Consider the following 26,180-nt stretch of genomic DNA (forward strand, 5'->3'; position numbering starts at 1 on the left):
TCACGCCGCAGTCCCCATTTGCGCCTGAACGGTCGCCGTCAGATCCGTCAAAGAGAACGGCTTTGGCAGGAACACAGAGTTCGCGATCACCTTTTTCGCCTCTTCAAAAATCTCCTCGGCGTAGCCCGAGACAAAAACCACCCGCAGATCAGGGCGCGTTTGCATCGCCTCGGCTACCCATGTGGGGCCGTCCTTGCCCGGCATGATGACATCCGTCACCACAACATCCACATGAAAGTCGGGCGCAGCGAAATGATCCAGCGCCTCCTCAGCCGAGGAGGCCTCGACGACCTCGTAACCGCGCATCTGCAGCGCGCGCGAGGCGAAGGCACGCACTGGCGCTTCGTCCTCGACCAGCAGGATGCGACCTTCGCCGTGGCGCAGACGCGTGGGTTCTGGACACTTTTCCACTTCTATCTCCTCTTCTGCCAAGTGCACGGGGAACAGCAGATCAAAGCGCGTCCCTCGCCCCGGCGCGCTGTTTAGGAAAATGAAACCACCGCTTTGCTTGACGATCCCATAGGCGGTCGACAGCCCCAGCCCTGTCCCCTCGCCTGCCTTCTTCGACGTGAAAAACGGTTCAAAAACTTTGTGCTGCATCTCGTAGGGAATTCCGGTCCCCTCGTCTTCGAGCGAGATGACGACGTAATCCCCCGCCGGTATGTGCGCGCGATCCCGAAGCTGCGGGAACGCATAGGTTTGCTCACCGGACGTGATCTTGATCTCACCGCCTTCTGGCATCGCGTCGCGCGCGTTGACCACTAGGTTCATCAGGACCTGCTCCAACTGACGCTTGTCTGCACGAATAGGCCGCGTGTCGTTCTGGTGAGAAAACCCAAGTCGGACTTTCTCGCCCACCAAGCGGTTCAACAGATGGGTTAGATCAGACAGGGTATCACCCACATCCAGCTGTTCGGGGTTCAGCGTCTGCTTGCGAGAGAACGCCAGCAACTGGCCCACCAGCGCGGCGGCACGGTTGGCATTCTGCGCAATCTGGATCAGGTCAGCGTAATCGGGGTCCTGCGGTTCATGTTTCAGCAACAAGAGATCGCAATGCCCCGAAATCGCAGTGAGCAAATTGTTAAAATCGTGTGCGACACCACCGGCCAGCTGACCGACCGCTTGCATCTTCTGGGTCTGCGCGAATTTTGCCTCCAGCACCTTGAGGTCGGTCGCATCCGTCAGCAGCGCCATCACCCGCTGCTCGCCTTCGCGCGTACATTGGGGCGATAGGGTCACCTGAACAAAGCGCTCGCGATCCTGCTCGAGAAGCCGCATGAATTCGGTCTGCCCTGCCGAGTGTCCCGCCGCGACCTGCTGAAGCCAATCGGTCAGGGATCGACCCAACCCCTCTAGCACGCCAGACAAATGCGCAGGCAAGGCACGGTCGGTGGCATTCTTACCGAACAGCAGACGGCGCGCCGCACGATTGGCCGATAGGATTGCGCCATCACAGGTGCAGGTCAGAATCGCGACCGGTAGATGTTCGGTGTCCTGATGTTCCAGCCGGTGCACATCAGCCGGAGGCGGCGCCAGCAGAACCTCTCTGCGGCCATTTTCCCGCGACAGATCAATCGCAAGATACTCTCGCAGTCCGCGATTGGTGCGCAAGGAGATCAGGCGACCATGTTCAACAGGTGGGTCCAGAAAGATGTCGCTCACGTTGCGGCGGCTGCCCGTCAGCATGTTTCGAAGGCTCGCGTTCACCCACAAAATAGCGCCATTCCGACCAAGCGAGAGACGTGGCAACTCATCTGGCGTCTCGGCAACAGCGGGGCCTTCCTCGATCACAGTCCGGTTGCAAAAGGTCCACAGAATGCGGTCCTGCGGCAAAAGCTGCAGCGTGGTCGCAAAGCTGTCCTCGTCCAGAGCGCACATTCCCTGCGCCTGACGGCCTGACAAGCAATCGTCCAGCAGGTCTTGCGCCCTTTGCATATCAGGGGTCATGGCTCGAAAGATCGACTGGCCCTGTTCCAGCTCCGGCAATGCGGCCAAGGCTGCGGGCGCGGCTTGTAGAACTGCGCCCCCGTGGTCAGTGATCACCGCAGGGCACGGGAACAGGTCGAGCAGCCCCTCTTGTGGTCCGCTCGGTGCTGGACGGTAACGGGGACGGCTCATGTAGAGAATGCCGATGAACGTCACTGCAGTCATGACGACAAAGATTGCCGCGATTTCCATCGCATGCAGCGCGCTCAGTTCGGGTGCGAGAGATATGGTCACCCCCACACACATCAGGAATACCCCAAGTGCCAAAGCCGCCACGGTCACGGGCGACTGGCGGAGCGCTAGTTTGATTTTTCTGTGCGGCATACCACGCCTCTGACTTGGAACCCTGAACAGGCTTAACCCGAAAACAATTAAGGGCAGCTTAACAAATCAGGACTTCAATCAAAGGCAGAAGACATTTTTAAGACTTTCGTAAGACCGCGACAAAAAAACCGTCACCCCCATCAAGCGGAGTGAAGCTGCGCTCTGTTTCCAGCGTCCAGTCCAGTCGCGCGCTCAGAAACGCTTCGATTTGGTCTTGGTTTTCGACGGACAAGACAGAGCATGTGGCATAGGCTAGCGCACCGCCCGACACGACCAAAGGCGCTGCATCCTCGAGGATTTGCGCCTGAATGCCCGTCACTTCGTCCAGAACCCCGGGCGTCAGACGCCACTTGCCTTCTGGCGCGCGGCGCCAAGACCCAGAACCGGAACACGGCGCGTCACACAACACCAGATCAAACGGGCCGGTCTCTTTGAGTTCATTTGTTTTCAGCAAACGCACCGCGATCCCTGCGCGCTCTGCGCGGTCAGGCAGGTCCTTCATCCGGCGCGGATTGGCATCGTGGGCGTGCATCGTGGCAGACGACAGCGCCGCCATCGCCAGCGTCTTGCCCCCACCGCCCGCGCAATAGTCCAGCACCTTGCTCGCATCTGCCAGCGGCAGCGCGTCTACCAGCGCTTGGCTCGCCGCATCCTGCAACTCGACCTCACCGGTCAAGTAAGCTGGGGCCTGTTTGATCCGTCGGGCATTGCCCGTGACCTCAATCGCCGACGGGGACAGCGGGTGAGGCTGCGCTGTAATCTCTTGCGCCGCCAAGGCCATGATCGCCTCTTCGGTAGTAGTGCGGCGCAGGTTCGCCCGCAGGAACACCGGTGCGCGGTGGCGCTGGATTTCAGCGACCTCGGCTGCCTTGTCCCCGAGGCTGCTCTGCCACAAGGGCAGCAGCCACTCTGGAATATCCCACGCCTCTGCCACGTCCAGAGCAGGTGCATCGGGACGCTCATCATCTGCCAAAGGACTTGGCGCATGGCCCTCGCCAGTAAAGACGCTATCCAGATCCGTTCCCGCTTGGGTCAGGCTTCCGATCATCAGGGCACGGCCGTTCAGACCGCCCCCAATCGCCGCGCAGGATAGTTTCTGGCGCAGAACGTCAAATACGTGATCGCGAATAGCCGCGCGGTCTTTAGAGCCCGCATAGCGCGCGCTGCGCGCCCAAGAGGTCAGTGCCTTTTCCGCAGGCTCGCCCGCGGCGATCTGATCCAGAATTTCGATTGCGGCCTGAATGCGTGCGGCAGGTGTCATACGCGCCCCCTTTGGAAATGGCAGAGGGCCGCCCGATCTTCGGACGGCCCCTGAATGTAACGAACCGAAGGGCCCTTAGCCCAGACGGTAGTTCGGCGACTCGCGGGTGATGGTCACGTCGTGCACGTGGCTTTCCTTGAGACCCGCGCCAGTGATGCGAACGAACTCGCAGTTCTTGCGCATCTCTTCGACGGTGGCCGCACCGGTGTAGCCCATGGCTGCGCGCAAACCGCCAACCAGCTGGTGCAGAACCGCGCCTGCGGGGCCCTTGTACGGAACCTGACCTTCGATACCTTCGGGAACCAGCTTGTCGCTTGCTGCGTCCTTTTGGAAGTAACGGTCGGCCGAGCCACGCGCCATCGCGCCAAGGCTGCCCATGCCGCGGTAGGATTTGAACGAACGGCCCTGATACAGGATCACTTCGCCCGGCGACTCGTCGGTGCCTGCGATCATCGAGCCGACCATCGCGCAGCTCGCGCCCGCCGCAATCGCCTTGGCAAAATCGCCCGAGAATTTGATGCCGCCATCCGCGATGATCGGGGTATCGCCCGCCGCAGCGGCGCAATCCATGATCGCGGTCAACTGGGGTACGCCCACGCCAGCAACCATGCGGGTGGTGCAGATCGAGCCCGGCCCGATGCCGACCTTGACCGCGTCAGCCCCTGCGTCGATCAGAGCGGCGGTTGCCGCACCAGTCGCCACGTTGCCCGCCACGATTTCGGCACGATCGCCGAATTCTTTCTTGATGCGCGAGACGGCCAGACCAACGCCTTCGGAGTGACCGTGCGCAGTGTCGATCACAACCATGTCCACACCCGACTCGATCAAAGCCGCCGTCCGCTCGTAGCCCGCATCGCCAACGGTCGAAGCCGCAGCCACACGCAGGCGGCCCAGCTCGTCCTTGCACGCGGTGGGGTTGAGGACCGCCTGCTCGGTGTCCTTGAGAGTCAATAGACCGGTCAGCTTGCCAGTCGCGTCGGTCACCAGCAGTTTTTCGATGCGGCGCGATTTCATCAGGTTGATGGCTTCGTCACGGTCCGCAGGTTCGCGCAGAATAGCCAGATTGTCGCTGGTCATCATCGCGCTGACGGGGGTGTTGTCGTCGGTCGCAAAACGCATGTCACGGTTGGTAACAATGCCAACCACACGGCCATCACCATCAACAACGGGGAAGCCGGTGAAGTTGTAGCGTTCGATCAGCGCCTTGGCGTCCGCCATAGTTTGATCGGGGCGCAGAGTGACGGGGCTGTAAACGATCCCGCTCTCGAACCGCTTGACGCGGCGCACTTCGCGGGCCTGCTCCTCAACCGTCAGGTTGCGGTGGATCACGCCCATGCCGCCAGCCTGCGCGAGGCAGATCGCCATGCGAGCTTCGGTCACGGTATCCATAGCCGAGGAAAGAAGGGGGATGTTCAGGGCAATTTTCTTGGTCACCTGCGTCCGCGTATCAGCGGTAGAAGGCATCACATTACTTGCGGCCGGAACAAGCAGTACATCGTCGAAGGTCAGCGCCTCGCGAATCTTCATGGCGGGTCTCCGTGGAAGCTTCGTTTGGCGCTTCCCTATTGCACCGAATGGGGTAAGTGGAAAGCCCTATTTGCGCCGCGCTGCAACATATCTGGGATGCATGTCTGTCGGGGGCGACAGTTTTTCTGACGCTTCCGGCCTTTCCCTTGGCCAGATGCGGTCTATGATCGCAGCGCGCAACAGACTTTTCAGGAATATTCCCATGACCGACGCACTGGTTATTTTCACCCCCTCGGGCAAGCGGGGGCGGTTCCCCATCGGCACCCCTGTGCTGACAGCGGCCCGCCAGCTCGGGGTTGATCTGGACTCTGTTTGTGGTGGGCGCGGCATCTGTTCGAAGTGTCAGGTTCAGCCCTCGTATGGCGACTTCCCCAAATTCGGGGTGCACGTGGCCGAGAACGCGCTGAACGACTTCAACGCTGTCGAGGAACGCTATGACCGTATCCGCGGGCTAAAGGCGGGTCGACGTCTGGGCTGTCAGGCCACCGTGCAGGGCGACCTTGTGGTCGACGTCCCCCCAGAGAGCCAAGTGCACAAACAGGTCGTCCGCAAGGCCGCGACCCAGCGCGACATCGTCATGGACCCCGCGACCAAGCTCTATTTCGTCGAGGTTCAGGAACCCGACATGCACGATCCCAGCGGCGATTTCGAACGCCTGAAGGACGCACTGCGGGACCAGTGGCAGATCGAAGACGTGACCGCCGCCCTGCCCTTCCTCGCAAAGCTCCAGACTGCCCTGCGCAAAGGTCAATGGAAGGTTACCGTAGCCGCTCACAAAGGCCATCAGGACAGCCACGTTCAGCTTTTGGACATCTGGCCGGGGCTACATGAGGATGGCCTCTATGGTCTGGCTGTGGACCTTGGCTCAACCACCATCGCAGCGCACCTGTGCGATCTGGTCACCGGCGAGGTCAAAGCCTCCAGCGGCCGCATGAACCCACAGATCCGCTTTGGCGAGGACCTGATGAGCCGCGTCAGCTATTCGATGATGAACCCCGGCGGGGACAAGGAAATGACCCGCGCCGTGCGCGACGCGCTGAACGACCTGACCACCGGCATCGCCGAAGAGGCTGGCATCGCGCCATCGCTGATCGTCGAGGCGACCTTCGTCTGTAACCCCGTCATGCACCACCTTCTGCTGGGTCTGGACCCTGTAGAACTGGGTCAGGCGCCCTTCGCGCTGGCAACCTCTGGCAGCGTGTCCTTGAACGCACGTGAGATGGACCTGAACCAGATGAACCCGAACGCACGGGTCTTTGTCCTGCCCTGCATCGCGGGCCACGTCGGAGCGGACGCCGCCGCCGTCGCCCTGTCCGAAGAACCGAACAAATCCGACGACCTCGTGCTGATTGTGGACGTGGGCACAAACGCAGAAATCCTTCTGGGGGATAAATCCCGCGTACTGGCGTGTTCATCGCCCACCGGCCCCGCCTTCGAAGGTGCGCAGATCAGCAGCGGCCAGCGCGCCGCACCCGGTGCGATCGAAAAACTGGAAATCAACCCCGACACCAAAGAGCCCCGCTTCCGCGTCATCGGTTGCGACCTGTGGTCGGACGAAGAGGGTTTTGCCGAGGCCACCGCAGGCAGCGGCGTCACCGGCATCGCGGGTTCCGGCATCATCGAAGCGCTGGCCGAAATGCGCAGTGCCGGCATCATGGACGAGAGCGGCCTGATCGGCAGCGCAGAGCAAGTCGGCACCTCGCGGATTGAGGCCGAAGGCCGCACCAACACCTACGTCATCCACGACGGCAGCGCCAAGGGCGGACCGCGCATCACCGTGACCCAAAACGACGTCCGCGCGATCCAGCTGGCCAAATCGGCGCTTTATGCCGGTGCGCGTTTGCTGATGGATGAACGCGGTGTGGATACCGTGGACCGCGTGGTGTTGGCCGGTGCGTTCGGCGCCCATATCAGCCCGAAACACGCCATGCTGCTGGGGATGATCCCCGACGTGCCCTTGGACAAGGTCACCAGCGCTGGTAACGCCGCTGGCACCGGTGCGCGCATCGCCCTGTGCAACGTCAGTGCGCGCAATGACATCGAACAGATCGTGCGCCAGATCACCAAGGTCGAGACCGCGATCGAGCCGAAGTTCCAAGAGCATTTCGTCAACGCGAACGCGATCCCCCACAAGACAGACGCCTTCCCGAACCTATCGCAGATTGTCACCCTGCCCGATGTCAGCTTCAACACAGGTGGTGGCGATGGCGGCGGACGCAAGCGTCGCCGGCGTTAATCAGCACAAGCCTCTTGACGGGCGGGATTGCGAAACGTATCTCGCCTGTCAGTGATGCGGGTATGGTGAAATGGTATCACACGAGCTTCCCAAGCTCTTGGCGCGGGTTCGATTCCCGCTACCCGCTCCAGTCCTCTTGATATCGATAGTGCTTCAGGTGTGGTGCAAACCTGCAAGAACAGCCTTGGCTGCGCGCAGGCCCGGCGCCTCGCCGCCCTCGCCCAAGCGGTGCATGGTCGTGGTCATGGCCGCGATCTGCTCTGCCGGATGGTTCAGCACCTCTGCCACATAGGGCGCAATCAGTTCGGGCTTGCACTGATCGCCGATCAATTCGGGGATCACCCGCGTATCCGACACAAGCGACACAAGCGTCACCGTATCAATCCGCAGCATGGCCGAGATGATCTTGCGGCTAAGCCAGCTCATGTCATAGGCGATCACCATCGGCGTGCGCGCCGCAGCCAGTTCCAGCGAGACCGTACCCGACGCGGCCAGCGCCATGTCTGCCGCTCTGAAAGCCGCCTTTTTCAAACGGTCTGCGTTGTCGCCCAACTCACGCGGATCAAGGACAATCAGACGCTCCGGCCACAGCTCTTTGGACGCCTCAATCAGGCCTGCCACCGCAGGCGCGGCGGGGAGCACGATTTGCAGATCTGGTACGCGCTCCAGCACGCCTTTGACAGCCTCTTGAAAGACAGGGGACAGGCGTGTGACCTCTGACCGACGCGAGCCGGGTAGTACCAGCAGCAAAGGCTGTTCGCCGATCCCGTAGTGCAACCGGAACTGGTCTGCTTCGGCGTCAGTAGCTTGCTCTTGGGTCGCGATGGGGTGGCCGACAAAGTCACACTCCATCCCCGCCGCTTCCATATAGGGCGGCTCAAACGGTAACAGCGCCAGCACCTGATCAATGCACTTCGCCATCTTGTCCGCCCGCTTGGGACGCCACGCCCAAACGCTGGGGGCGACGTAGTGAACGGTACGAATGTGGGGCGCTATGGCTTTGACCAGTTTGGCCACGCGCAGGCAGAAATCAGGCGCGTCGATGGTGATCATCACGTCCGGTTTTTGCGCAATCACAGCTTCGGCGCATTCACGGATGCGACGCTTCAGGTGGAAGTATTTCGGCAGCACCTCGGCGATGCCCATCAGGCTCAGTTCCTCCATCGGGAACTGGCTGGTCAGACCTTGGGCCTGCATCAACGGACCGCCCACACCGCTGTACTGGATATCGGGCACAAGGCTGTTCAGCCCGTCCATCAGCGCACCGCCCAAGGCATCGCCCGAAGGTTCGCCCGCGATCACATAGATTTTCATGCCTGTGGCTCCGCAGCCCAAAGAAAGACGCCAGCATCCTCAGCGACTTTCGCGATTTGAGGACGGTCCAGCACCACGACGTTACCCGCAGTGATGACGATGCCGTTCAGGCCCGCCTTGGCCGCAGCGCGCAAGGTATCAGGACCGACGGCAGGCATATCAACCCGCAGGTCCTGACCCGCTTTCGGGGTCTTCACCAGCACGCCGCCCTTAGCCGCATGGCGCAATTTCTCGGGCGTTTCACTGACAAAGCGCAGCATGGCGTCGGTGCCTTGGAGCGTCTCAAACCCCAGACACAGACCATTCGCCACCACGCAGCCCTGCCCGATGTCCAGAGCAGCGGTTTGCGCCAGAATTTCAAAACCGCACGCGGCATCCGCCATGTCGGCGTCGGTCGGCTGTGACCCTGCAACCAGACCAGCGTAGGCGGTTAGAGCGGGCAAAACTTCGTGGGCACCACGGACAGCAAAGCCTTGGTCCTCAAACGTCTGAACGACTAAGCGTAGCACAGCGTCATCCCCCTGCTGCATCGCGGCCAACAGATGGGGCGCCAAGGCGCGCATATCGTCGTCAAATTGCGCAGGGTCCAGCGCAGGGCGCGACAGGCCGCCAGCAAAGACCACATCGGTCACGCCAGCCTCGCGCAGCGCCGCATAGATGGCTCCAATCCGGTCGATGGGAAACACCGGGGCATCGGGCCCCATCAAGTGCTGGACGCCTGCAAAGGTCAGCACATAGGCGTCAGGATGCGCCTGCAAAATCGCGGGGGGCAGCGCACCGCCCCCAGCCAATATCCCAAGACGCGCCATCAGTTGGGCGTCAGGAACGAACGGTCTGTCGCCCCGAGGATAAACTCCGCCATGTAGCGGACGTATTCGCTGTCGCTATCCTCGGTGATGCGCTTGGCACGCTCGTGGAAGGTGCCCTCGCCCTGTGCCAGCGTCTGGAACGCAGCGCGCAGCGCGGTGATATCCTCGCGAGCAACGCCTTTGCGTTTCAGACCAACAAGGTTCAGGCCATCCAGCTTGCCACGGGGGCCTTGGACCAGACCGTGGGGCAGCACATCGTTGGTCACCATGGTGACCGCGCCAATGATCGCGCCGCGGCCCAGACGCACCCACTGGTGAATGCCCGACAGGCCGCCGATGATCACATCGTCTTCGACGTGGCAGTGACCGGCTAAAGCGGCCTGGTTCGCCATGATCACGCGGTTGCCCACGATCGCATCGTGCCCCACATGGGCACCGGTCATGAACAGACAATCGTCGCCCACCTTGGTGATCCCGCCGCCACCTTCGGTACCGGGGTTCATGGTGCAGCCCTCGCGGATGCGGTTGCGCTTGCCCACGACCAGTTTGGTGTTCTCGCCCTTGAACTTCAGATCCTGCGGGACCTCGCCAATGCAGGCAAAGGGGAAGATCACAGTCTCATCGCCGATCTCGGTATCGCCCGCCATAACCACGTGGGATTTCAGGACAACGCCCTGCCCCAGCTTGACCTGCGGCCCAACCACGCAGAACGGGCCAATTACACAGTCTGCGCCTACGACCGCGCCCTCTTCGATCACGGCTGAGGCGTGAACCTGTGCTGTGGGATCAATGCTCATGCCGCGTCCTTGGGCATGTCCATCATCGCGGTGAAATCTGCTTCGGCCGCCAGCTCGCCATCAACGGTCGCTTTGCCTTTGAATTTCCAGACCTTGCCGCCGGGCTTGCCGCGGACCAGTTCCACGTTCATTTCCAGCACGTCGCCGGGGCGGACCATGCGGCGGAATTTGCAGTTGTCGATCGCCATGAAGTAGATCTGCATGTTCTTGTCTTCGAGGTTCAGGCTCGTGCCGACCATCACTGCAGTGGTCTGGGCCATAGCCTCGATGATGGTGACGCCGGGCATGATCGGGTTGCCGGGGAAGTGCCCCTGAAAGTGCGGCTCATTCATGGTCACGCACTTGATGCCCTTGGCAGACTGGATGCCGTCAATGTCGACCACTTTGTCTACCAGCAGGAACGGGTAGCGGTGCGGCAGCAGACGCTGGATCAGGTCGATGTCGGCGGTGGTGCGGGGCTCAGTCATGGCTGTACCTTCTGATGTCATTTTGAAGGCTGAGTACCAAGTTGGAAAAGGTCGAGCAAGCGCCCTACTCGGACTGGCCGGATTCTGCCGTTTCGCCCGCCCCGATGCGCGCGTTTATTTCAGCAATGGCTTCATCTGTTACATCCGCTTGATCCAACACGATGAAATAGCTGCGGCTGTCTGCAAGCAAAGTCGCATTATGGCGCCCCAGAATCTCGACCAAGATCGGGCGGGCGAGTTCCAGAAAACGGTTATTCGCGGTCTCTGTCAGGCGGCCAAAGTTGCGGGCTTTGGCGTCCTGTTCACGGCGGATCGCCTGAACCTTCTCGTCAAAGGCATCGGCGCGGGCACGGAATTCCTCGACCGTTAGGGTGTTGCGCTGCTCGGTCAGCTCGGCCTCTTCGGCGTCAAGCTCCGCCGTCAGTCGATTGTTTTCGCGCGCGATCTCGGTTCGGCGTCGTTCAATTTCTGCCAGAACGCGCTGGCCATACAGGCTCTCGCGGAAGGCCCGATCAAAATCGACCACCAGAACGGCCGAAGGGGCAGCCTGAACCGGCTGCCCCTCCCCGAAATCAAGTGTCTGCGCGGTGGCGGGGGCAACACCGCACAACAAGGCCGCAGCCAGTGCAGCAATCGCCCTACGCATTAGAATTCAGCCGAAATGGTGAATTCAAAGGTCCGCGGTTTGTCCTGCGCGCGGCGCTCGATCGGCTCCGACCAGTTAAAGCGCAGCGGACCAATCGGCGTATCCCAGAAAATCGACACACCTGCCACTTGGCGCAGGCTGAAGTCTTCGTACCGCACGTCGGCATTGTAGGTCTTATCCAGACCCCAGAGCGAGCCGATGTCATAGAACACACCGCCCGAGACGCCGTACTCTTCGGGCAGACCGATGGGGAATTCCGCCTCGAAACGCGCGACCGCGAAGTTGTTACCGCCAAGTGCGGCATCCTCGGACGCGTCACGCGGACCGATACCGCCGCCTTCAAAACCGCGCATGTAGCGGCTGCCGAGGTAGTAGCGCTGGAACGCGCGGCTGGAGCCTTGGCTAAAGGTCAGGTTCGACGCTTCGAATGTCGCACGCAGCTCGACCTCTTCGTTCAGAACAAAGGCCTGCGCCTGCGCGCGAATGTTGGTTTCGACATACTGGACATCGTTGCCCGCCATGAAGTCCTGACCAAACGACAGGAACACCCCTGCGTTGGGGTTCAGACCAGTGGTGCGCGTGTCGTAGCTGTAGGTATAGCCTGCGCCACCGGCCTCGAGCGCGTCTTCGTCAGCTTCGTTCTGGATGATGACGCTGGCCTCGTCGTCCACGTCATACATCTCGCCATACTCGGCCTTGAGACGGACCTGAAGGCGACCGTTTTCGCTGACGGGGAAAGTCAACGACGGCTCGAAGATACCGATGTTGCTCGAATATTCGGCGTAGTCAGCGGTGTTGTTCGAGTAGCTGAGGTTCAGGCCGAACGCGAGGTCACGGCCCAAGAACGCAGGCTCGACAAACTGGATTCCAGCCGTCGAGGTGTTGCTCGAGTTACCAAGCGATACGCGCAGCGACTGGCCGCGGCCCAAGAAGTTACGCTCGCTGAATGAACCAACCAGACCAACACCATCGGATGTCGAGTAGTTCGCACCAAACGAGATCGACCCTGTAGGCTGCTCAGTCACGTCCACATCAACGATGACCTGATCTGGGCTGCTCCCTTCGCGTGCGTCGACGTCCGCTTCGGAGAAGAAGCCAAGAGCGCGAATACGCTCAGCAGCCTGACGAACTTCACGCGGGTTGAAGGGATCGCCTTCGACAACGGTGAATTCGCGGCGGATCACGCGGTCCAGCGTGGTGGTGTTGCCTTCGATATCAATCCGCTCGACGAACACGCGCGGGCCGCGAGACAGAACGAACTCAACATCCAGAGTCAGATCACGGTCGTTGCGGGTGATGCGCGGTTCGATGCGGACGAACTGCAACTGCTGTTGAACGGTCAAACGCTCCAGACGCGCGATCGAGTTTTCGACCAGCGTGGGCGAATAGACGTCGCCGGTTTCAATACGCAGCGCCTCTGCAAACAGATCGGGATCGACGTTCGCCAGCTCTGACGACACCGTCACGTTGCCAACATGGAACTGCTGCCCCTCTTCAAGGTTGAAGTTCAGGAACACGCCGTTGCGCTCGCGAGTCAACTCGGGCGTCACGCTCAGCACGCGGAAATCGACATAGCCACGGGCCGCGTAGAAGTCCGACAGAACCTGACGGTCAAACGCGATACGGTCCTCGATATAGGTGTCGCGGCGGATTAGGCGGCGCAGCAGTCCAGCCTGCTTAGTCTCTAGAACACCGCGCAGGCGGCGATCCGAGTAGGCCTGGTTGCCGACAAAGCTGATGCGCTCGATCTCGGACACGTCGCCTTCGAAAACTTCGTAGACCAGATCAATGCGGTTATCGCTGCGGCGAATGATGCGGGGCTGCACGCGCGCGGCCAGACGGCCCTGCTGGCTGTACGCCTCGGCGATGCGGGCCGCATCGCGTTCCACCTGCGAGGGGTTCAGAACGCGGCGTTCCTGCGACTCGATGATTTCCGAGATGGCATCGTCGTCCAGACGGCGGTTGCCCTCGAACGAGATGCGGTTGACCGTCGGGTATTCCACGACATTGATCACCAAGGTGTTCCCGCGCGGTTGCACGTCAACGCTTTCGAACAGGCCGCTATCCTCAAGACGGCGGAAACCTGCGTTGACCTCGGCGGCCGAGACCGTCTGGCCCCGCGCGATCCCCATATAGGACAGGATGGTTGCATCCTCGATCCGCTGGTTCCCGTCGATCTCGACCGAATTGAACGCGAAGCTCTGAGCTACAGCGACCGTCGGCGTGGCAACAACACTGGTAAAGGTAGAAAGTACAGCAACGCTGGCCATCAGGCCTGCAGCTTTGGCAAAACCGCCTGCCTTACGGCGAGGAAATTCGGTCATGGCAGTGACCCCGTCAAATCATCTCAATTGGTTGTGTGACTATCGGGATATGGGACGCTTGTCAAAAACCAACCGCAGCATATGGCGTCTTTGTCATCGCTTTAGACTAGATAGCCGCCAATCCCCGCGCCAACGGCCAATCCGGCCAGCACGCCAAGCGGGAACAAAAGGCGGTCCCAGTTGATCCCAACAAGGAAAGACAGGCTGCGGTACCCTTGGGTCAATGCAGTCATAGAAAAGCCTCACTCGATACAGTCGCGTGAGGCTTTCTGTAATTTCTGATTACGTCATAATTTGGGCGTTACGGGCAGAACAGGTCGTTCCCCAGCGCGAAAACCATCAGCGACAGGATCAAAGCGAGACCAGCTGCCATCAGCACACGCAGGACTTTGTCGCTCGGGGGTTTGCTCGCGACAGCTTCGTAGGCAAAGAACACAAGGTGCCCGCCATCCAGAACCGGCACAGGGAACAGGTTCAGCAGGCCTACAGCCGCTGACAGTGATCCGATAAACCAGATGAAGTTCTGCGCCCCCTGCGATGCCATCGCACCAGACACTTCGGCGATCCCGACAGGACCCGACATGTTACATGTGCTGATCGCTCCGGTGATCATGTGCCACAGCCCAGAGACCGAACCCTCGATCAGGAACCACAGCTGCGCTGCACCTGCGCCGAGCGACTCGGTCAAGCCAACCGACTCGGTTGCCGCACCAAAGAACAGCCCGCCGACGACGCCGATCCGCCAGACGGTCTGAAAGCCCCCTTCGGGCAGCGGCTCGTCAACGCGCTTGGCGTTCAATGTGATGTCCAGATCCTGCCCATCACGCCAGACAGACAGGCTGATCGGTGCGCCTTCGGCGTCTTTGACCACATCTACCAGCTGGCTGAACGCATACACCGGCACGCCGTCCGCAGCGGTGATCACATCGCCCGGGCGAATCCCCGCCTCGTACGCGGCAGAGCGCGGCGCGACTTGGTCGACCAAAGGAAGATAGGGATTCGGACCAAATGCCGTAACCTCGCGGCCATCGCGCAGCACGACATATTCGAGCGATCCCTCTTTGGGCAGGTCGGCACGAATTGCGGACAGTCCCTCTTCGGGGAGGTCGAGGCCACCAATCGACAGCAGGGTATCGCCCGCTTGCAACGTGACATTGCCAGGCAGGTCTTGCAGTTGGCCGATGGTCAGGGGCTCTTTGGGCTGACCTTCCCACAGGATGACTGCCGTAAAAATCAGGATCGAAAGAATAAAGTTGAACACAGGGCCCGCAGCGACGGTCGCCGCCCGCGCCCACAATGGGGCTCCATGCATCGTGTGCCTACGGTCGGCATCGCTCAGGCCATCTATGGCCTCCGCGTCCTTGCCGCTCGCCGCGTCGCTGTCACCCAAGAATTTGACATAGCCGCCAAGGGGAAGCGCAGCGATTTGCCAGCGCGTGCCGTGTTTGTCCACACGCGACGCCAGCACCGGCCCGAACCCCAGCGAAAAGACTTCAGCTTTGATCCCGCTCCAGCGGCCGACAATATAGTGGCCGTATTCATGGACCGCGACGATGATGATCAGTGCAACAACGAACGATGCGATGGTGTACAGCAGACCACCCAACCCGGGTGCCAAAGCGAGAATATCCAAAACTGCCTCTTACGTTACCAAATCCATGGCGATCTGATCCGCCGCCTTACGGGCCAAATGGTCCAGTTGAGCGACGTTATCAAGAGTAACCGGCAAATGAAGCGTATTCCGACGCGACAATTGCTCGAGAGCGCCTGCAACCAGATCAGCCATATCGGTAAAGCGGATGCGACCGGCGATGAAGTGATCCAGCGCGCGTTCTTTGGCGCCGTTCAGCACAGCGCCGGACAGACCGCCAGTTTCCATCACCTCGCGCGCGAGGCGCAAGGCAGGGTAGCGGGTGTCATCCGGCGCGCGGAACGTCATGCGGCCAATCGCGGCCAGATCCAACCGTTCGACCGGCAGGTGGGCGCGGTCCGGCCAATTCAGGGCGTAGCCGATGGCATGGCGCATATCAGGGGCGCCCACATGGGCCATGAGCGCGCCGTCATTAAAACCAACCAGAGCGTGGATCAGAGATTCGGGATGGACCAGAACCTCGATCATCTTGGGATCACAGCCGAAAAACTCTTTGGTTTCTATGACTTCCAGCGCCTTGTTAAACATTGAGGCCGAGTCAATGGTAATCCTCTGGCCCATGTCCCAGTTCGGGTGGGTCGAAGCTTGGGCGCAGGTCGCGTTGCGCAAATCCTCGATCGGCCAATCGCGGAACGCACCGCCAGAGGCTGTGATGATGATCCGCTCGACCGCCGACATCTCTTCGCCCACCAAGCCTTGGAAGATCGCAGAATGTTCGCTGTCTACAGGTAGGATCGTGGCCCCATGCTTACGGGCTGTGTCCAGCAGCAAGGGGCCAGCCGTGACCAGAGATTCCTTGTTGGCTAGCGCAAGGGTCGTGCCCTGCTCCAGCGCCTTGAGCCCCGGAGCTAGTCCCGCAACTCCAACAATCGCGGACATGATCCAATCGGCAGGGCGCGTGGCCGCCTCGACCAAGGCGTCCTGCCCTGCGGCGCATTCAATCCCGCTGCCCTCGAGCGCCGCGCGCAGATCGTCCATCTTTTCGGGATAGGCCGTGACGACAAGCTCGGGGCGAAACTTCAGAGCGTCACCTGCCAACTGCGCAATATTCGCGCCGCCGGTTAAAACCACGACCTGAAAATCGTCCATACGGCGACCGATCAGATCCAGCGTGCTTTGCCCGATGGACCCTGTCGCGCCAAAAATGCTGATGCGTTTCACAGCGCCCCCACAACGAATAGAGCGATCATGCAGGCGCCAACGAGCCCGTCAAACCGGTCCATAAAGCCGCCATGCCCCGGGATCAGACGCGAGCTGTCCTTGACCCCTGCCCGACGCTTCAGCCAGCTTTCGCCGATATCGCCGAGTTGCGCGGCAAAGGCCATTGCAGCGCTGATCGGGATCAGAATCGGTCCCGCCCCGGTGGTCGCCGCAAAGAGCCCCCCGATCACACCAGCAGCCACCCAGCCCCCCACGGTGCCGGACCACGTTTTCTTGGGCGACAGGCGCGGCCAGAACTTCGGCCCGCCAAAGGTTTTGCCCACGAAATAGCCCGCAACGTCCGAGGCGATCACCACGAACAGCAGCCAAAACACCCAGACAATGCCCGCATCGGTGCGCAAGGACACCAGCACGAAGCCGGCCAGAATAATTGCACCAGCGGCCGCCCCGATTGGGAATGGCTTGCGCACGCCGCCAATCGTTGCGGCGATCATGCCAGCGACCACAGGCAGGATCGTGATGTTTGGAAGAACCGGTAGAAACCACGTCAGGACCGCCGCAAGCCCGCCGAGGAAAACAGCGACCTTGTGATCACGGGCCTTACCCAGAAGCCGTAGCTCGTAAATCATGCAGCCCACGGCCAAGGCGATAAGGGCTGAGTACCACAGACCGCCGAACCAAACGCAGGCCAGACCCACCACCAACAAAACAATGGCAGAGCCCGCGCGCGGGATCAGGTCGGCCCATTTTGCAGCGTTGCTCATACTTTCACACCGCCGTAACGTCGGTCGCGTTTGCAGTAGCCCGCAATAACGTTTGCAAAGACGTCGCGCGAAAAGTCGGGCCACATGGTGTCAATAAATTCGTATTCCGCATAGGCGGACTGCCACAACAGGAAGTTCGAGATCCGCGCCTCGCCACTGGTCCGAATGACCAGATCGGGGTCGGGTAGAACGTGCGTATCCAGATAGCGAGCCAGCGTTTCGCCATCCACGGTTTCCGGATCGACTTTGCCTGCCGCAACGTCCTGGGCCAAACGCTTGGTCGCGCGCGCTACCTCGTCCCGGCCCCCGTAATTCAGCGCAATAGTCAGATGCACACGATCATTGTGCTCGGTCAAATGCTCGAGCTCGTCCATCAGCGTCTGAAGCTTTTTATCGAGCCGCACACGATCCCCGATAAAGCGGACTCGCACGCCTTCGTCCTTGAGCGCACGGGCCTCTTTGGTGATGTACCGGCGGAACAGGCTCATGAGGCCTGCGACCTCGACCTGTGTCCGCTTCCAGTTCTCGGTCGAGAAGGCAAAGATCGTCAGATACTTCACACCCAGATCAGGGCAAGCCTCAACAACCTCGCGCACGCGGCGCGCGCCAGCGTGGTGGCCGAAAAGCCGCGGCTTGCCACGGCTTTGCGCCCAACGTCCGTTGCCATCCATGATGATGGCAACATGTTCGGGTGCGTTCTTAGCGTTTGAATCGAGCGCCATACGCACCCTCCCTATACTCGTAATCAGACCTGCATAATTTCTTCTTGCTTGGTCTCCAGAGCAGCGTCGACGGCCTTGATGTACTGGTCGGTCAGCTCCTGAACCTCGGTCTCCCAATACTTCACATCATCTTCCGAGATGCTGCTCTTGGCTTTCTTGATCTGATCCATACCGTCGCGGCGCACGTTGCGCACAGCGACACGGGCGTGCTCTGCGTATTGGGCAGCAACACGTGTCAGCTCTTTGCGGCGCTCTTCGTTCAGCTCGGGGATCGGCAGCATGATGATGGTGCCGTTGGTCTGCGGGTTGATGCCCAGACCGCTCTCGCGGATCGCCTTTTCAACGACACCGACCATGCCCTTGTCCCATACGTTGATGGTGACCATGCGTGGCTCGGGGACGTTGACGGTACCCACTTGGTTGATCGGAGTGCGCTGGCCATAAGCCTCGACCATGATGGGCTCCAGCATGGAGCCCGACGCACGACCGGTCCGCAGCGATGCAAATTCGGTACGCAGAGCGCCCATGGCACCTTCCATGCGGCGGGTCAGATCATCGGTGTCCAGTTCAAACTCTTCATCAGCCATATTATGCTCTTTCCTGATTGGGGCCCGCGAGAGGTGCGATGCCCTGTCTTGGTTGCTGCGGCAGAGGCCCGAGGCCCCTTGCCGTCTTTATCCGTGAACCGAAGTGTAGGTACCCTGCCCCGCCAGAATACCGCGGAAGCCACCGGGCTCGTCCAGCGAGAATACGATAATCGGCAAGTTATTGTCGCGCGCCAGCGCAATCGCGCTTGCGTCCATCACGCCGAGGTGCTGCGCCAGAACCTCGTCATAGGTGACATTGTCATAGCGTTTTGCATCGGCGTGCTTCTTGGGGTCTTTGTCGTAGACACCATCGACCTTGGTGCCTTTGAAGATCGCCTCGCAGGCCATTTCGTTGGCGCGCAGGGTCGCTGCGGTGTCGGTGGTGAAGTACGGGTTGCCTGTGCCTGCGGCAAAGATACAAACGCGTTTCTTCTCGAGGTGACGCACGGCGCGGCGGCGAATATACGGCTCTGCCACTTCGTCCATGCGGATCGCGCTGATCACGCGGGTGAACACACCCAGCTCTTCCAAAGCGGACTGCATAGCCAGTGCGTTCATGATCGTCGCGAGCATGCCCATGTAGTCGGCGGTTGTCCGCTCCATGCCTTGGGCAGAGCCAGAAAGACCGCGGAAAATGTTCCCGCCCCCGATGACCATGCAAATCTCGACGCCCAGATCGTGTACCGTTTTGACCTCGCGCGCGATGCGCTGGACGGTCGGCGGGTGCAGACCAAAGCCCTGATCGCCCATCAGGGCCTCGCCAGAGATCTTGAGAAGAACACGATTAAACTTGGGCTGCAGGCTGTCGGGCGTATTATCCATCGAAGATCCTCGGGCGATGTCTTTCAGTCGGGCGCAAAATGTCGGAAAACGCGCACGGGATCAATGCAGAACCCAAGGTATTATAAATTCGGAGTGCCGACTTGCCCGATGCGCTGAACAGCTTTGATATCTCGACCATCGCCAAGGACGAGCCTGTCTTGATCGCAGGACCAACCGCGAGTGGGAAATCCGCGCTCGCCTTGCGCATCGCAGAGTCTCAGGGAGGTATCGTTGTGAACGCGGATGCCCTGCAGGTTTTTGCAGGGTGGCGGGTTTTGACCGCCCGTCCGGATGACGCAGACCTGAGCATTGCACCGCATCACCTCTACGGCCACGTTCCGCTAGAAGCGGATTATTCCGTGGGGCATTGGCTCCGAGAGGTCACGCCGTTCTTGTCGCATGGCCCGCGCCCGATCATCGTCGGAGGCACGGGGCTGTATTTCACTGCGCTGACAGAGGGTCTGGCCGAAATTCCTGCCACACCACCAGAGATTCGTGCCGAGGCAGATGCACGGGTCGCCGCCGAAGGGTTCGAAGCTCTGTTGGCAGAGCTCGATTCCCGTAGCGCCAGCCGGCTGGACCAACAGAACCCGATGCGTGTCCAGCGCGCGTGGGAAGTGCTGCGCGCCACAGGTCGCGGCATCGCAGAATGGCAAGATGACACCCCGCCGCCGCTGTTACCGCTCGCAAACTGTAAGGCAATTGCACTTATGCCGGATCGCGACTGGCTGAATCACCGGATCGAAAAACGCTTTGATCTGATGCTTAAACAGGGCGCATTGGACGAAGCGCGCGACATTGCGCCGATCTGGCGCCCCGAATGGCAGTCGTCCAAGGCCATCGGCGCAAAAGAATTAATCACCTATGTCAACGGCGGTATTCCCTTAGAAACCGCGAGAAATGAAGCCGTTATCGCCACAAGGCAGTATGCAAAGCGTCAGAGAAGCTGGCTCAGAAGCAAGATGTCAAACTGGCTTAGGCTTGATCTAGACTAAAGTTGCCCTTCTACTGGCTGTGTAGGGTGTCTTCCAAACCCTTTTGGAAACTTACAGATCTAGTAAATATGAACCGTGCACTGATTATCAATCCGACCGAAACGGGACAATGGCCCATCCGAGATGGCAACAAGCCTGTCCGGTTCCAGTCTCTGAGCCAATTCTTCTGCGGCCCTGACTGGAAGCGAAACGCGATGCGCGGCTATTCGGACCATTTGCTGATCTGGGTCACGCGTGGCCAAGGTCGCATGATCCTGAGCGGTGTACGCAGCGGATATAACAGTCACAACGCCATTTTCGTGCCCGCAGGCACGATGCTGAAATTCGAATGCGGGTCCCAGTGTTATGGCACCGCCATGCGAATTTCTTCGGCGCTGCACGTCGGTTTGCCTCAACATCCCATGCACTTGCGTGTCCGCAACGCGATTGATCAGTGCGAACTGACCGGCCATCTGGAAGTCCTGCAACAGGAACTGGACAGCCGTCGCGCCCGATCAGAACGCGCAGCCATCTGCCTGCTTGGTTTGGTGTCGGTCTGGCTCGAACGCCAGAGCGAAGAGGGCCCCAAATCCGCAGCCGCTCACAACCCCGAAGCTGTGAAAGCCGTGAACGCCTATACCTCGGCGGTCGAAGCCAATTATGCATCCGGCAAGGGCATCGCGGATTATGCCAGCGATCTGGGGCACACCCCCGCCGATTTAACACGGTATTGCAAAGAGTTGTGCGACCTTTCGGCTTCTGACATCCTAAATCAGCGCATCCACTATGCGGCCCAAGAGGCTCTGTCCGACGGCAAGGTCAGCTTCCAGCAGGTCGCCGAGGATTTGGGATTCAGCTCGCCTGCATACTTCACGCGCTCGTTCGAGAATGTCACAGGCGAGTCGCCAGAACGGTTTCGCGCGCGCACATCCGCCGCCTGATCCTGATCCCGAAACGGGCTTTTTATCACGGAGCGGTTGACCCGCTCCGTTTTTCTGTGCGCAATCAAGATAGCGTATGGCACCCCTGCCCTTCGCCAACAGACGTCCTCCGCTCAAAGAGGTTGAAATGACGCGCAAAACCCTGACCAACGCCCCGCTGCATCCCGCCGTTGCGGGGCTGCGAACCCAGATGGATCAGGGAACCCTTAGTCGGCGAGAATTTCTGGCCTATGCGACGTCACTTGGTGTGACTTCAGCCGCGGCTCTGGCTATGGCGGGCCTGCCCACCTCTGCCCCCGCCCAAGAGGCTCCGGTCCTGTCTGAGACCGAGGTTCTGCGCTGCCAGATGCGGGTACTGACCTTTGCCGATCCGCGCCTCTTCGACTGGCCCGAACAGGGAAACGTGGCGCGCGGGCTGTGCGAAAATCTGGTGCGCTGGCGAACAGATCACACGTTCGAGCCTTGGCTTCTTAAGGGGTGGGACGTCAGCGATGATGCCCGCACTTACACGCTAAACCTGCGCAAGGATGTTTCGTGGTCGAACGGCGATCCGTTTATCGCAAGTGATGTCGCTTACAATTTCTCGCGATGGTGCGACAGCTCTGCGGCAGGCAATTCCATGGCGAACCGGATGAGTGCGCTGATGAATGGGGCGACAGGACAGCTGGCCGAGTCCGCCCTTGAAATATTGGACGATCACACCCTGAGGTTGCATTTGTCGCGCCCCGATGTGGCGCTCATCGCAAGCCTGACAGACTACCCCGCACTGGTGGTTCACCCCACGTTTGATGAGACGGGTGCAGACCTATTGGCCAATCCGATTGGCACGGGGCCTTACATGATCGACCTGCTGATCGAGGGGCAATCCGCTGTCCTAAGCCGCCGTGACAACTGGTGGGGCGGCACCCCAGCGCTCGCGCGGATCGAGTATGTGGATATCGGAACTGATCCCGCCGTCTTTGTCCGTGCCTTTGCCGAAGACCGCATCGACATGGTCCACGAGAGCAGCGCAACCTACATCGAAACGTTTGATGCGATGGACCTATTCCGGTCAGAGGTCGACACTTCGGCCACGCTGGTCTGTCGCGCCAACCGAAATTTTGAGCAGGACGGCGCACTCATTTTTGCCGACCCACGGGTGCGCCGCGCGCTGGCTGCTGCAGTCGACAATAACATCGTTCTGGAGCTCGGATATGCAAATCATGGCACTGTCGGCGAGAACCATCCCGTCGCGCCGCGGCACCCCGAGTATGTCGCCCAACCAATCCCAAAAAGAGACCCGAAACGCGCACGCGCCCTCTTGGCCGAGTCGGGTCAGTGGGCGGTGCCCTTTGAACTGGTGACGGTGGATGATGACTGGAATGCCGCTACGGGAGACGCTCTCGCGGTGCAAATGCGGGATGCTGATTTAAAAGTCACTCGGCGCCGTTTGCATGGGCAAGCCTTTCGCCGTGCATGGAAAGAGCACGGTTTGTCCTGCACCCAGTGGAATGCGCGGCCCCTTGCAGTGCAGATCCTAAGCCTTGGTTACAAATCAGATTCCGTCTGGAACGAGTCGGGCGTGGCCCTGCCCCAGCTGGATGCCCTGATTGACGAAGCTTCTGGCCTCACGGACATCGAATCGCGGCAGGCAGTGATTGCACAGATCGAAGAGATCATGATTGAGGACGGCACAATTATCCTGCCCTATTGGCGCAGACTCTACCGTCATGTGCGGCGTGGTGTCGGCGGAACCGTGATGCACCAAGCGTTGGAGCATCATCATGATCTGTGGTTCCGGACAGAGGTGCCCGTCAGTTTCCCAGAATAGCCTTCACGTAGGCGCGGGTTTCTTTGTACGGGGGCACGCCGTTGTGTTTTTTCACGGCCTGAGGGCCTGCGTTGTAGGCGGCCAGCGCCAGCTTCCAATCACGGAATTCGGCGTATTGTTCGGCCAGATAGCGCGCGCCACCTTCTAGGTTTTCTGCAGGATCATTTGGATCGACTCCCAACAAGCGCGCGGTGCCAGGCATCAACTGGGCAAGCCCCAGTGCACCCTTGTGGGATTTAGCACCGGCGTTCCAGCCCGACTCGCGCTGGACCAGACGCGCGAACAAATCCTCGGGGATACCGTGCTTTCGCGCGGCACTCTTGGCCATTGCCAAATAGGGCCCACTATAACGGCCAGCGTATTTCGGCGTTGCCCATTTGGTGGGCGTGATCACCGAAGGCGGCATCAGCTTGACAGACGCCGCGTATTGCGAAGCCGCTCGCCCATCCAGAACAGAGGTTTGCGTGCGAAACGCCGCCATCCGCGCGCGCGAGCCCGCCGTATCCGCATGGGCAAAAGTCGCCAAGGATGTCGTCGTAAATGAAAAAACAAATGCAGTCGTCGCGAAGGTCCGGATCATAGAAAGACGCATGGACAGCCCCTCGTTGGAAAAACTCCGTGGACCTTAGACAAATCTGTGGATTTTTCCAACCCAAACAGGATCGGGCGTTTTAGTGGGACACGGCTTTGTGTAAGCCTGCGCGGGACACGACGGAACAAGGATTCGAAAGGGACCACTATGGCCGGATCGGTAAACAAGGTTATTCTGGTAGGAAATCTGGGACGCGACCCCGAAGTGCGCAGCTTCCAGAACGGCGGTAAAGTGGCCAACCTGCGTATTGCGACCTCGGAAACATGGCGGGACCGCAACTCGGGCGAGCGCCGCGAGCGCACCGAGTGGCACACCGTCGCCATTTTTTCGGAACCGCTGGTGAAGCTGGCAGAGCAGTATCTGCGCAAGGGCTCGAAGGTCTATATCGAAGGTCAACTTGAGACCCGGAAATGGCAGGACCAGTCCGGTCAGGACCGCTATTCGACCGAGGTCGTCCTGCGCCCCTACCGCGGCGAGCTGACCATGCTGGACGGCCGCAACGACGGTGGCCAAGGCGGCGGTGGCGGCAGCTACGGCGGCGGTCAGGGTGGCGGCTACGGTGGCGGCTATGATAGCGGCCCATCGGATAACGGCGGTGGCGGTTACGGCGGCGGCCAAGGTGGCGGCGGCGGCCGTGATCTGGACGACGAAATTCCGTTCTGATTGGAATGTTGGGGGCCTTCGGGCCCCTTTCTTTTTGCTCGAATTTCGCGGCAGGCGGCGTGCCGTCAGTATTTGGGCAAAAAAGAAGCACCAAGGCCCGCGCAAATGGCGGGCCTTGGGGAATTTAGCGGGCGTCGAGCGCTTCTTGGAGGAGCGTTCGGACCATGTCGCGGGGGACGTCTGACGTGACAAACGCCTTTCCGATGCCGCGGGCAAGGATGAAGCGGAGCTGGCCGTCGATGACCTTTTTGTCCTGCCCCATAAGGTCGAGCAGTTTGTCCGCGTTGGGCAGATCGCCGGGGATATCGTCGAGGTCCACTTTGGTGCCTATTTCACGCAGATGCTGGCGCAGGCGCGAAGGGTCCTCTTGCGGGCAGAGACCAAGGCGCGATGATAGTTCAAAGGCAAGCGCACAGCCAATTGCCACGCCTTCGCCGTGGAGAAGGCGGTCTGAATAGCCAGTGGCAGCTTCGAGCGCATGGCAGAAAGTATGGCCAAGGTTCAGGAGCGCACGATCACCCTGCTCGGTCTCGTCGCGCAGGACAATTTCCGCTTTCATCTCGACTGAGCGTTTGACCGCGTAGATGCGGGCTTCCACATCACCAGCAGCCATTTTGGGCGCGTTCTTTTCGAGCCACTCAAAGAAGTTCGCATCCCCGAGGAGGCCGTATTTCACCACTTCGCCGTAGCCCGCGAGGAAATCACGGGGCGTCAGGGTTTGCAGGGCATCCGTATCGGCCAGCACAAGGCTGGGCTGGTGGAAGGCCCCAACAAGGTTCTTGCCGTGGGGTGTATTGATGCCCGTTTTGCCGCCAACCGAGCTGTCCACTTGGGCCAGCAAAGACGTTGGAATTTGCACGAACCGGACACCACGACGCAGGACTGCAGCAGCAAAGCCCACCAGATCGCCGATCACACCGCCGCCCAGAGCGACCACCACATCGCGGCGCTCGACCTGTTCGGACAGCAGCCATTCGACGGTGCGGGTGAAGTGGGGCCAGCTTTTGGTCGCTTCGCCTGCGGGCAGGGTGAGGGAGGTCATGGTGATGCCCTCAGCCTCGAGCCCCGCACGCAGCGTTTCCAGATGGACCGCGCCCACGTTTTCATCAGTGACGACGGCGACTTTTTTCCGGCGCAGTAAGGGCGCGATTTCGGAACCAGCGCTGGCGATCAGACCTTGGCCCACGCGGATGTTGTATTCACGGCCGGGCAGCGGAACAGAGACGGTTTCAATCATCACAAACCTCCAGAACATCGGGGCGGGTTTTCAGAGCTTCGACCACGCGGTTTGCCATCTCGGGAATCGGCAGGCGCGGCTCAGAGGTCACGCGCAGGTCGGCCTTGGCGTAGATGGGCACGCGCTTGTGGTAGATTTCGGTCAGCGTCGCCTTTGGATCGCGAGTCCGCAGCAACGGGCGCGTATTTTTGTGGCGCACGCGGTTCCAAAGGGTTTGCAACTCTGCGTCCAGCCAGACCGACACGCCTTGCTCGTGAATCACCTCTCGGTTGCGGGCTTGCAGAAATGCGCCGCCGCCGGTGCTGAGGATTGCGCCCTCGTTCGTGATCAGGCGCGAGATGACCTCGCTTTCGCGGGCACGAAAGAAATCCTCGCCATCGCGGGCAAAGATTTCAGGGATGCTCATGGCTGCTGCGCGCTCGATTTCTTCGTCCGAATCCAGAAAAGGCACGTGCAGGCGTTCCGCCAAGGCGCGGCCCACGGCTGTTTTTCCGGCTCCCATCATCCCGATCAGAACGACAGTCTTTTTAAGGCGTAGTGTCATGGCTCCCGCTTCGGATCGTCG

General features: G+C 60.5%; 23 protein-coding genes, 1 tRNA gene and 1 pseudogene. 6 read left to right on the forward strand and 19 right to left on the reverse strand.

The annotated features are described in order from the left end of the window. The 3 genes from BM225_RS03205 to guaB all read right to left on the reverse strand — a co-directional run bounded on the left by BM225_RS03205 (position 1) and on the right by guaB (position 5,098). Positions 1 to 2,310, reverse strand: a complete 2,310-nt coding sequence (locus BM225_RS03205; RefSeq protein ID WP_072706922.1) for an ATP-binding protein — start codon at positions 2,308 to 2,310, stop codon at positions 1 to 3. A 97-nt stretch (positions 2,311 to 2,407) separates the two neighbouring features. Continuing rightward, positions 2,408 to 3,571: an RsmB/NOP family class I SAM-dependent RNA methyltransferase gene (locus tag BM225_RS03210; RefSeq protein ID WP_072706923.1), complete on the reverse strand. Its 1,164-nt coding sequence runs from the start codon at positions 3,569 to 3,571 to the stop codon at positions 2,408 to 2,410. A 75-nt stretch (positions 3,572 to 3,646) separates the two neighbouring features. Continuing rightward, positions 3,647 to 5,098, reverse strand: coding sequence for an IMP dehydrogenase (gene guaB / locus BM225_RS03215; RefSeq protein WP_072706924.1), 1,452 nt, complete (start codon positions 5,096 to 5,098; stop codon positions 3,647 to 3,649). Positions 5,099 to 5,300: 202 nt separating this feature from the next. Between guaB and BM225_RS03220 the strand changes: the two genes are divergently transcribed. Further along, positions 5,301 to 7,334, forward strand: coding sequence for an ASKHA domain-containing protein (locus BM225_RS03220; protein WP_072706925.1), 2,034 nt, complete (start codon positions 5,301 to 5,303; stop codon positions 7,332 to 7,334). 56 nt (positions 7,335 to 7,390) lie between these two features. Next, positions 7,391 to 7,464, forward strand: a tRNA-Gly gene (locus BM225_RS03225). 23 nt (positions 7,465 to 7,487) lie between these two features. Here the strand turns inward: BM225_RS03225 and lpxB are convergent. The 13 genes from lpxB to pyrH form a co-directional block, all read right to left on the reverse strand. Beyond that, positions 7,488 to 8,648 (reverse strand): lipid-A-disaccharide synthase, encoded by a 1,161-nt coding sequence (lpxB, locus tag BM225_RS03230; protein WP_072706926.1) that lies wholly within the window; start codon positions 8,646 to 8,648, stop codon positions 7,488 to 7,490. Next, a complete protein-coding gene (locus BM225_RS03235; protein WP_072706927.1) occupies positions 8,645 to 9,457 on the reverse strand; it encodes an LpxI family protein in 813 nt (270 codons plus the stop codon). The genes lpxB and BM225_RS03235 overlap by 4 nt, the downstream gene beginning before the upstream one ends. Beyond that, on the reverse strand, positions 9,457 to 10,254 hold the full coding sequence (lpxA, locus tag BM225_RS03240; RefSeq protein WP_072706928.1) for an acyl-ACP--UDP-N-acetylglucosamine O-acyltransferase: 798 nt from the start codon (positions 10,252 to 10,254) through the stop codon (positions 9,457 to 9,459). Before lpxA ends, BM225_RS03235 begins: the two co-directional genes overlap by 1 nt. Then, positions 10,251 to 10,721, reverse strand: coding sequence for a 3-hydroxyacyl-ACP dehydratase FabZ (gene fabZ / locus BM225_RS03245; protein WP_072706929.1), 471 nt, complete (start codon positions 10,719 to 10,721; stop codon positions 10,251 to 10,253). Before fabZ ends, lpxA begins: the two co-directional genes overlap by 4 nt. A 64-nt stretch (positions 10,722 to 10,785) precedes the next feature. After that, on the reverse strand, positions 10,786 to 11,367 hold the full coding sequence (locus BM225_RS03250; protein ID WP_072706930.1) for an OmpH family outer membrane protein: 582 nt from the start codon (positions 11,365 to 11,367) through the stop codon (positions 10,786 to 10,788). Continuing rightward, positions 11,367 to 13,691, reverse strand: coding sequence for an outer membrane protein assembly factor BamA (gene bamA, locus BM225_RS03255; protein ID WP_072706931.1), 2,325 nt, complete (start codon positions 13,689 to 13,691; stop codon positions 11,367 to 11,369). The genes BM225_RS03250 and bamA overlap by 1 nt, the downstream gene beginning before the upstream one ends. Before the next feature lie 101 nt (positions 13,692 to 13,792). Beyond that, complete coding sequence (locus BM225_RS22270) at positions 13,793 to 13,924, reverse strand: hypothetical protein (protein WP_276326922.1); 132 nt, start codon at positions 13,922 to 13,924, stop codon at positions 13,793 to 13,795. Between the two features lie 68 nt (positions 13,925 to 13,992). Next, on the reverse strand, positions 13,993 to 15,324 hold the full coding sequence (gene rseP, locus BM225_RS03260; RefSeq protein WP_072706932.1) for an RIP metalloprotease RseP: 1,332 nt from the start codon (positions 15,322 to 15,324) through the stop codon (positions 13,993 to 13,995). A 9-nt stretch (positions 15,325 to 15,333) separates the two neighbouring features. Next, positions 15,334 to 16,503, reverse strand: coding sequence for a 1-deoxy-D-xylulose-5-phosphate reductoisomerase (gene dxr, locus BM225_RS03265; RefSeq protein ID WP_072706933.1), 1,170 nt, complete (start codon positions 16,501 to 16,503; stop codon positions 15,334 to 15,336). Beyond that, positions 16,500 to 17,267, reverse strand: coding sequence for a phosphatidate cytidylyltransferase (locus BM225_RS03270; protein ID WP_072706934.1), 768 nt, complete (start codon positions 17,265 to 17,267; stop codon positions 16,500 to 16,502). Before BM225_RS03270 ends, dxr begins: the two co-directional genes overlap by 4 nt. Next, complete coding sequence (locus tag BM225_RS03275; RefSeq protein ID WP_072706935.1) at positions 17,264 to 17,989, reverse strand: isoprenyl transferase; 726 nt, start codon at positions 17,987 to 17,989, stop codon at positions 17,264 to 17,266. Before BM225_RS03275 ends, BM225_RS03270 begins: the two co-directional genes overlap by 4 nt. 23 nt (positions 17,990 to 18,012) lie before the next feature. Further along, positions 18,013 to 18,576 carry a ribosome recycling factor gene (gene frr, locus BM225_RS03280; protein WP_072706936.1) on the reverse strand — a complete coding sequence of 188 codons (564 nt, stop codon included), beginning with the start codon at positions 18,574 to 18,576 and terminating at the stop codon, positions 18,013 to 18,015. Between the two features lie 87 nt (positions 18,577 to 18,663). After that, positions 18,664 to 19,398 carry a UMP kinase gene (gene pyrH / locus BM225_RS03285; protein ID WP_072706937.1) on the reverse strand — a complete coding sequence of 245 codons (735 nt, stop codon included), beginning with the start codon at positions 19,396 to 19,398 and terminating at the stop codon, positions 18,664 to 18,666. A 101-nt stretch (positions 19,399 to 19,499) separates the two neighbouring features. On the opposite strand from pyrH, the gene miaA reads away from it, so the two are divergent. The 3 genes from miaA (at position 19,500) to BM225_RS03300 (ending at position 23,123) form a co-directional block, all read left to right on the forward strand. Further along, positions 19,500 to 20,393, forward strand: coding sequence for a tRNA (adenosine(37)-N6)-dimethylallyltransferase MiaA (miaA, locus tag BM225_RS03290; protein ID WP_092463835.1), 894 nt, complete (start codon positions 19,500 to 19,502; stop codon positions 20,391 to 20,393). A gap of 68 nt (positions 20,394 to 20,461) precedes the next feature. Then, positions 20,462 to 21,313 (forward strand): helix-turn-helix domain-containing protein, encoded by an 852-nt coding sequence (locus BM225_RS03295; RefSeq protein WP_083595702.1) that lies wholly within the window; start codon positions 20,462 to 20,464, stop codon positions 21,311 to 21,313. 127 nt (positions 21,314 to 21,440) lie between these two features. After that, the gene (locus tag BM225_RS03300) at positions 21,441 to 23,123 is read left to right on the forward strand and encodes an ABC transporter substrate-binding protein (RefSeq protein ID WP_072707258.1); all 1,683 of its coding nucleotides are present in this window, start codon (positions 21,441 to 21,443) and stop codon (positions 23,121 to 23,123) included. On the opposite strand, the gene BM225_RS03305 is transcribed toward BM225_RS03300, so the two are convergent. Next, positions 23,107 to 23,715, reverse strand: coding sequence for a lytic transglycosylase domain-containing protein (locus BM225_RS03305; protein WP_476696313.1), 609 nt, complete (start codon positions 23,713 to 23,715; stop codon positions 23,107 to 23,109). The genes BM225_RS03300 and BM225_RS03305 overlap by 17 nt on opposite strands. A gap of 147 nt (positions 23,716 to 23,862) precedes the next feature. Between BM225_RS03305 and ssb the strand changes: the two genes are divergently transcribed. Then, a complete protein-coding gene (ssb, locus tag BM225_RS03310) occupies positions 23,863 to 24,378 on the forward strand; it encodes a single-stranded DNA-binding protein (RefSeq protein WP_072706938.1) in 516 nt (171 codons plus the stop codon). Positions 24,379 to 24,502: 124 nt separating this feature from the next. On the opposite strand, the gene aroB is transcribed toward ssb, so the two are convergent. Next, positions 24,503 to 25,615, reverse strand: a complete 1,113-nt coding sequence (gene aroB, locus BM225_RS03315) for a 3-dehydroquinate synthase (RefSeq protein WP_092463838.1) — start codon at positions 25,613 to 25,615, stop codon at positions 24,503 to 24,505. Further along, positions 25,608 to 26,162, reverse strand: a pseudogene (locus BM225_RS03320) (shikimate kinase); the annotation flags it as partial. The gene aroB and the pseudogene BM225_RS03320, both read right to left, overlap by 8 nt. Positions 26,163 to 26,180 lie beyond the last annotated feature (18 nt).

Source organism: Donghicola eburneus (assembly GCF_900115865.1).
GTDB classification, from domain to species: domain Bacteria; phylum Pseudomonadota; class Alphaproteobacteria; order Rhodobacterales; family Rhodobacteraceae; genus Donghicola; species Donghicola eburneus.

Bases quoted from the DNA above. Each gene is read 5' to 3' on its own strand.
- BM225_RS03205 (WP_072706922.1), bottom strand. From the start codon at position 2,310: ATGCCGCACAGAAAAATCAAACTAGCGCTCCGCCAGTCGCCCGTGACC.
- BM225_RS03210 (WP_072706923.1), bottom strand. From the start codon at position 3,571: ATGACACCTGCCGCACGCATTCAGGCCGCAATCGAAATTCTGGATCAG.
- guaB (WP_072706924.1), bottom strand. From the start codon at position 5,098: ATGAAGATTCGCGAGGCGCTGACCTTCGACGATGTACTGCTTGTTCCG.
- BM225_RS03220 (WP_072706925.1), top strand. From the start codon at position 5,301: ATGACCGACGCACTGGTTATTTTCACCCCCTCGGGCAAGCGGGGGCGG.
- lpxB (WP_072706926.1), bottom strand. From the start codon at position 8,648: ATGAAAATCTATGTGATCGCGGGCGAACCTTCGGGCGATGCCTTGGGC.
- BM225_RS03235 (WP_072706927.1), bottom strand. From the start codon at position 9,457: ATGGCGCGTCTTGGGATATTGGCTGGGGGCGGTGCGCTGCCCCCCGCG.
- lpxA (WP_072706928.1), bottom strand. From the start codon at position 10,254: ATGAGCATTGATCCCACAGCACAGGTTCACGCCTCAGCCGTGATCGAA.
- fabZ (WP_072706929.1), bottom strand. From the start codon at position 10,721: ATGACTGAGCCCCGCACCACCGCCGACATCGACCTGATCCAGCGTCTG.
- BM225_RS03250 (WP_072706930.1), bottom strand. From the start codon at position 11,367: ATGCGTAGGGCGATTGCTGCACTGGCTGCGGCCTTGTTGTGCGGTGTT.
- bamA (WP_072706931.1), bottom strand. From the start codon at position 13,691: ATGACCGAATTTCCTCGCCGTAAGGCAGGCGGTTTTGCCAAAGCTGCA.
- BM225_RS22270 (WP_276326922.1), bottom strand. From the start codon at position 13,924: ATGACTGCATTGACCCAAGGGTACCGCAGCCTGTCTTTCCTTGTTGGG.
- BM225_RS03270 (WP_072706934.1), bottom strand. From the start codon at position 17,267: ATGAGCAACGCTGCAAAATGGGCCGACCTGATCCCGCGCGCGGGCTCT.
- BM225_RS03275 (WP_072706935.1), bottom strand. From the start codon at position 17,989: ATGGCGCTCGATTCAAACGCTAAGAACGCACCCGAACATGTTGCCATC.
- frr (WP_072706936.1), bottom strand. From the start codon at position 18,576: ATGGCTGATGAAGAGTTTGAACTGGACACCGATGATCTGACCCGCCGC.
- pyrH (WP_072706937.1), bottom strand. From the start codon at position 19,398: ATGGATAATACGCCCGACAGCCTGCAGCCCAAGTTTAATCGTGTTCTT.
- BM225_RS03295 (WP_083595702.1), top strand. From the start codon at position 20,462: ATGAACCGTGCACTGATTATCAATCCGACCGAAACGGGACAATGGCCC.
- BM225_RS03300 (WP_072707258.1), top strand. From the start codon at position 21,441: ATGACGCGCAAAACCCTGACCAACGCCCCGCTGCATCCCGCCGTTGCG.
- BM225_RS03305 (WP_476696313.1), bottom strand. From the start codon at position 23,715: ATGCGTCTTTCTATGATCCGGACCTTCGCGACGACTGCATTTGTTTTT.
- ssb (WP_072706938.1), top strand. From the start codon at position 23,863: ATGGCCGGATCGGTAAACAAGGTTATTCTGGTAGGAAATCTGGGACGC.
- aroB (WP_092463838.1), bottom strand. From the start codon at position 25,615: ATGATTGAAACCGTCTCTGTTCCGCTGCCCGGCCGTGAATACAACATC.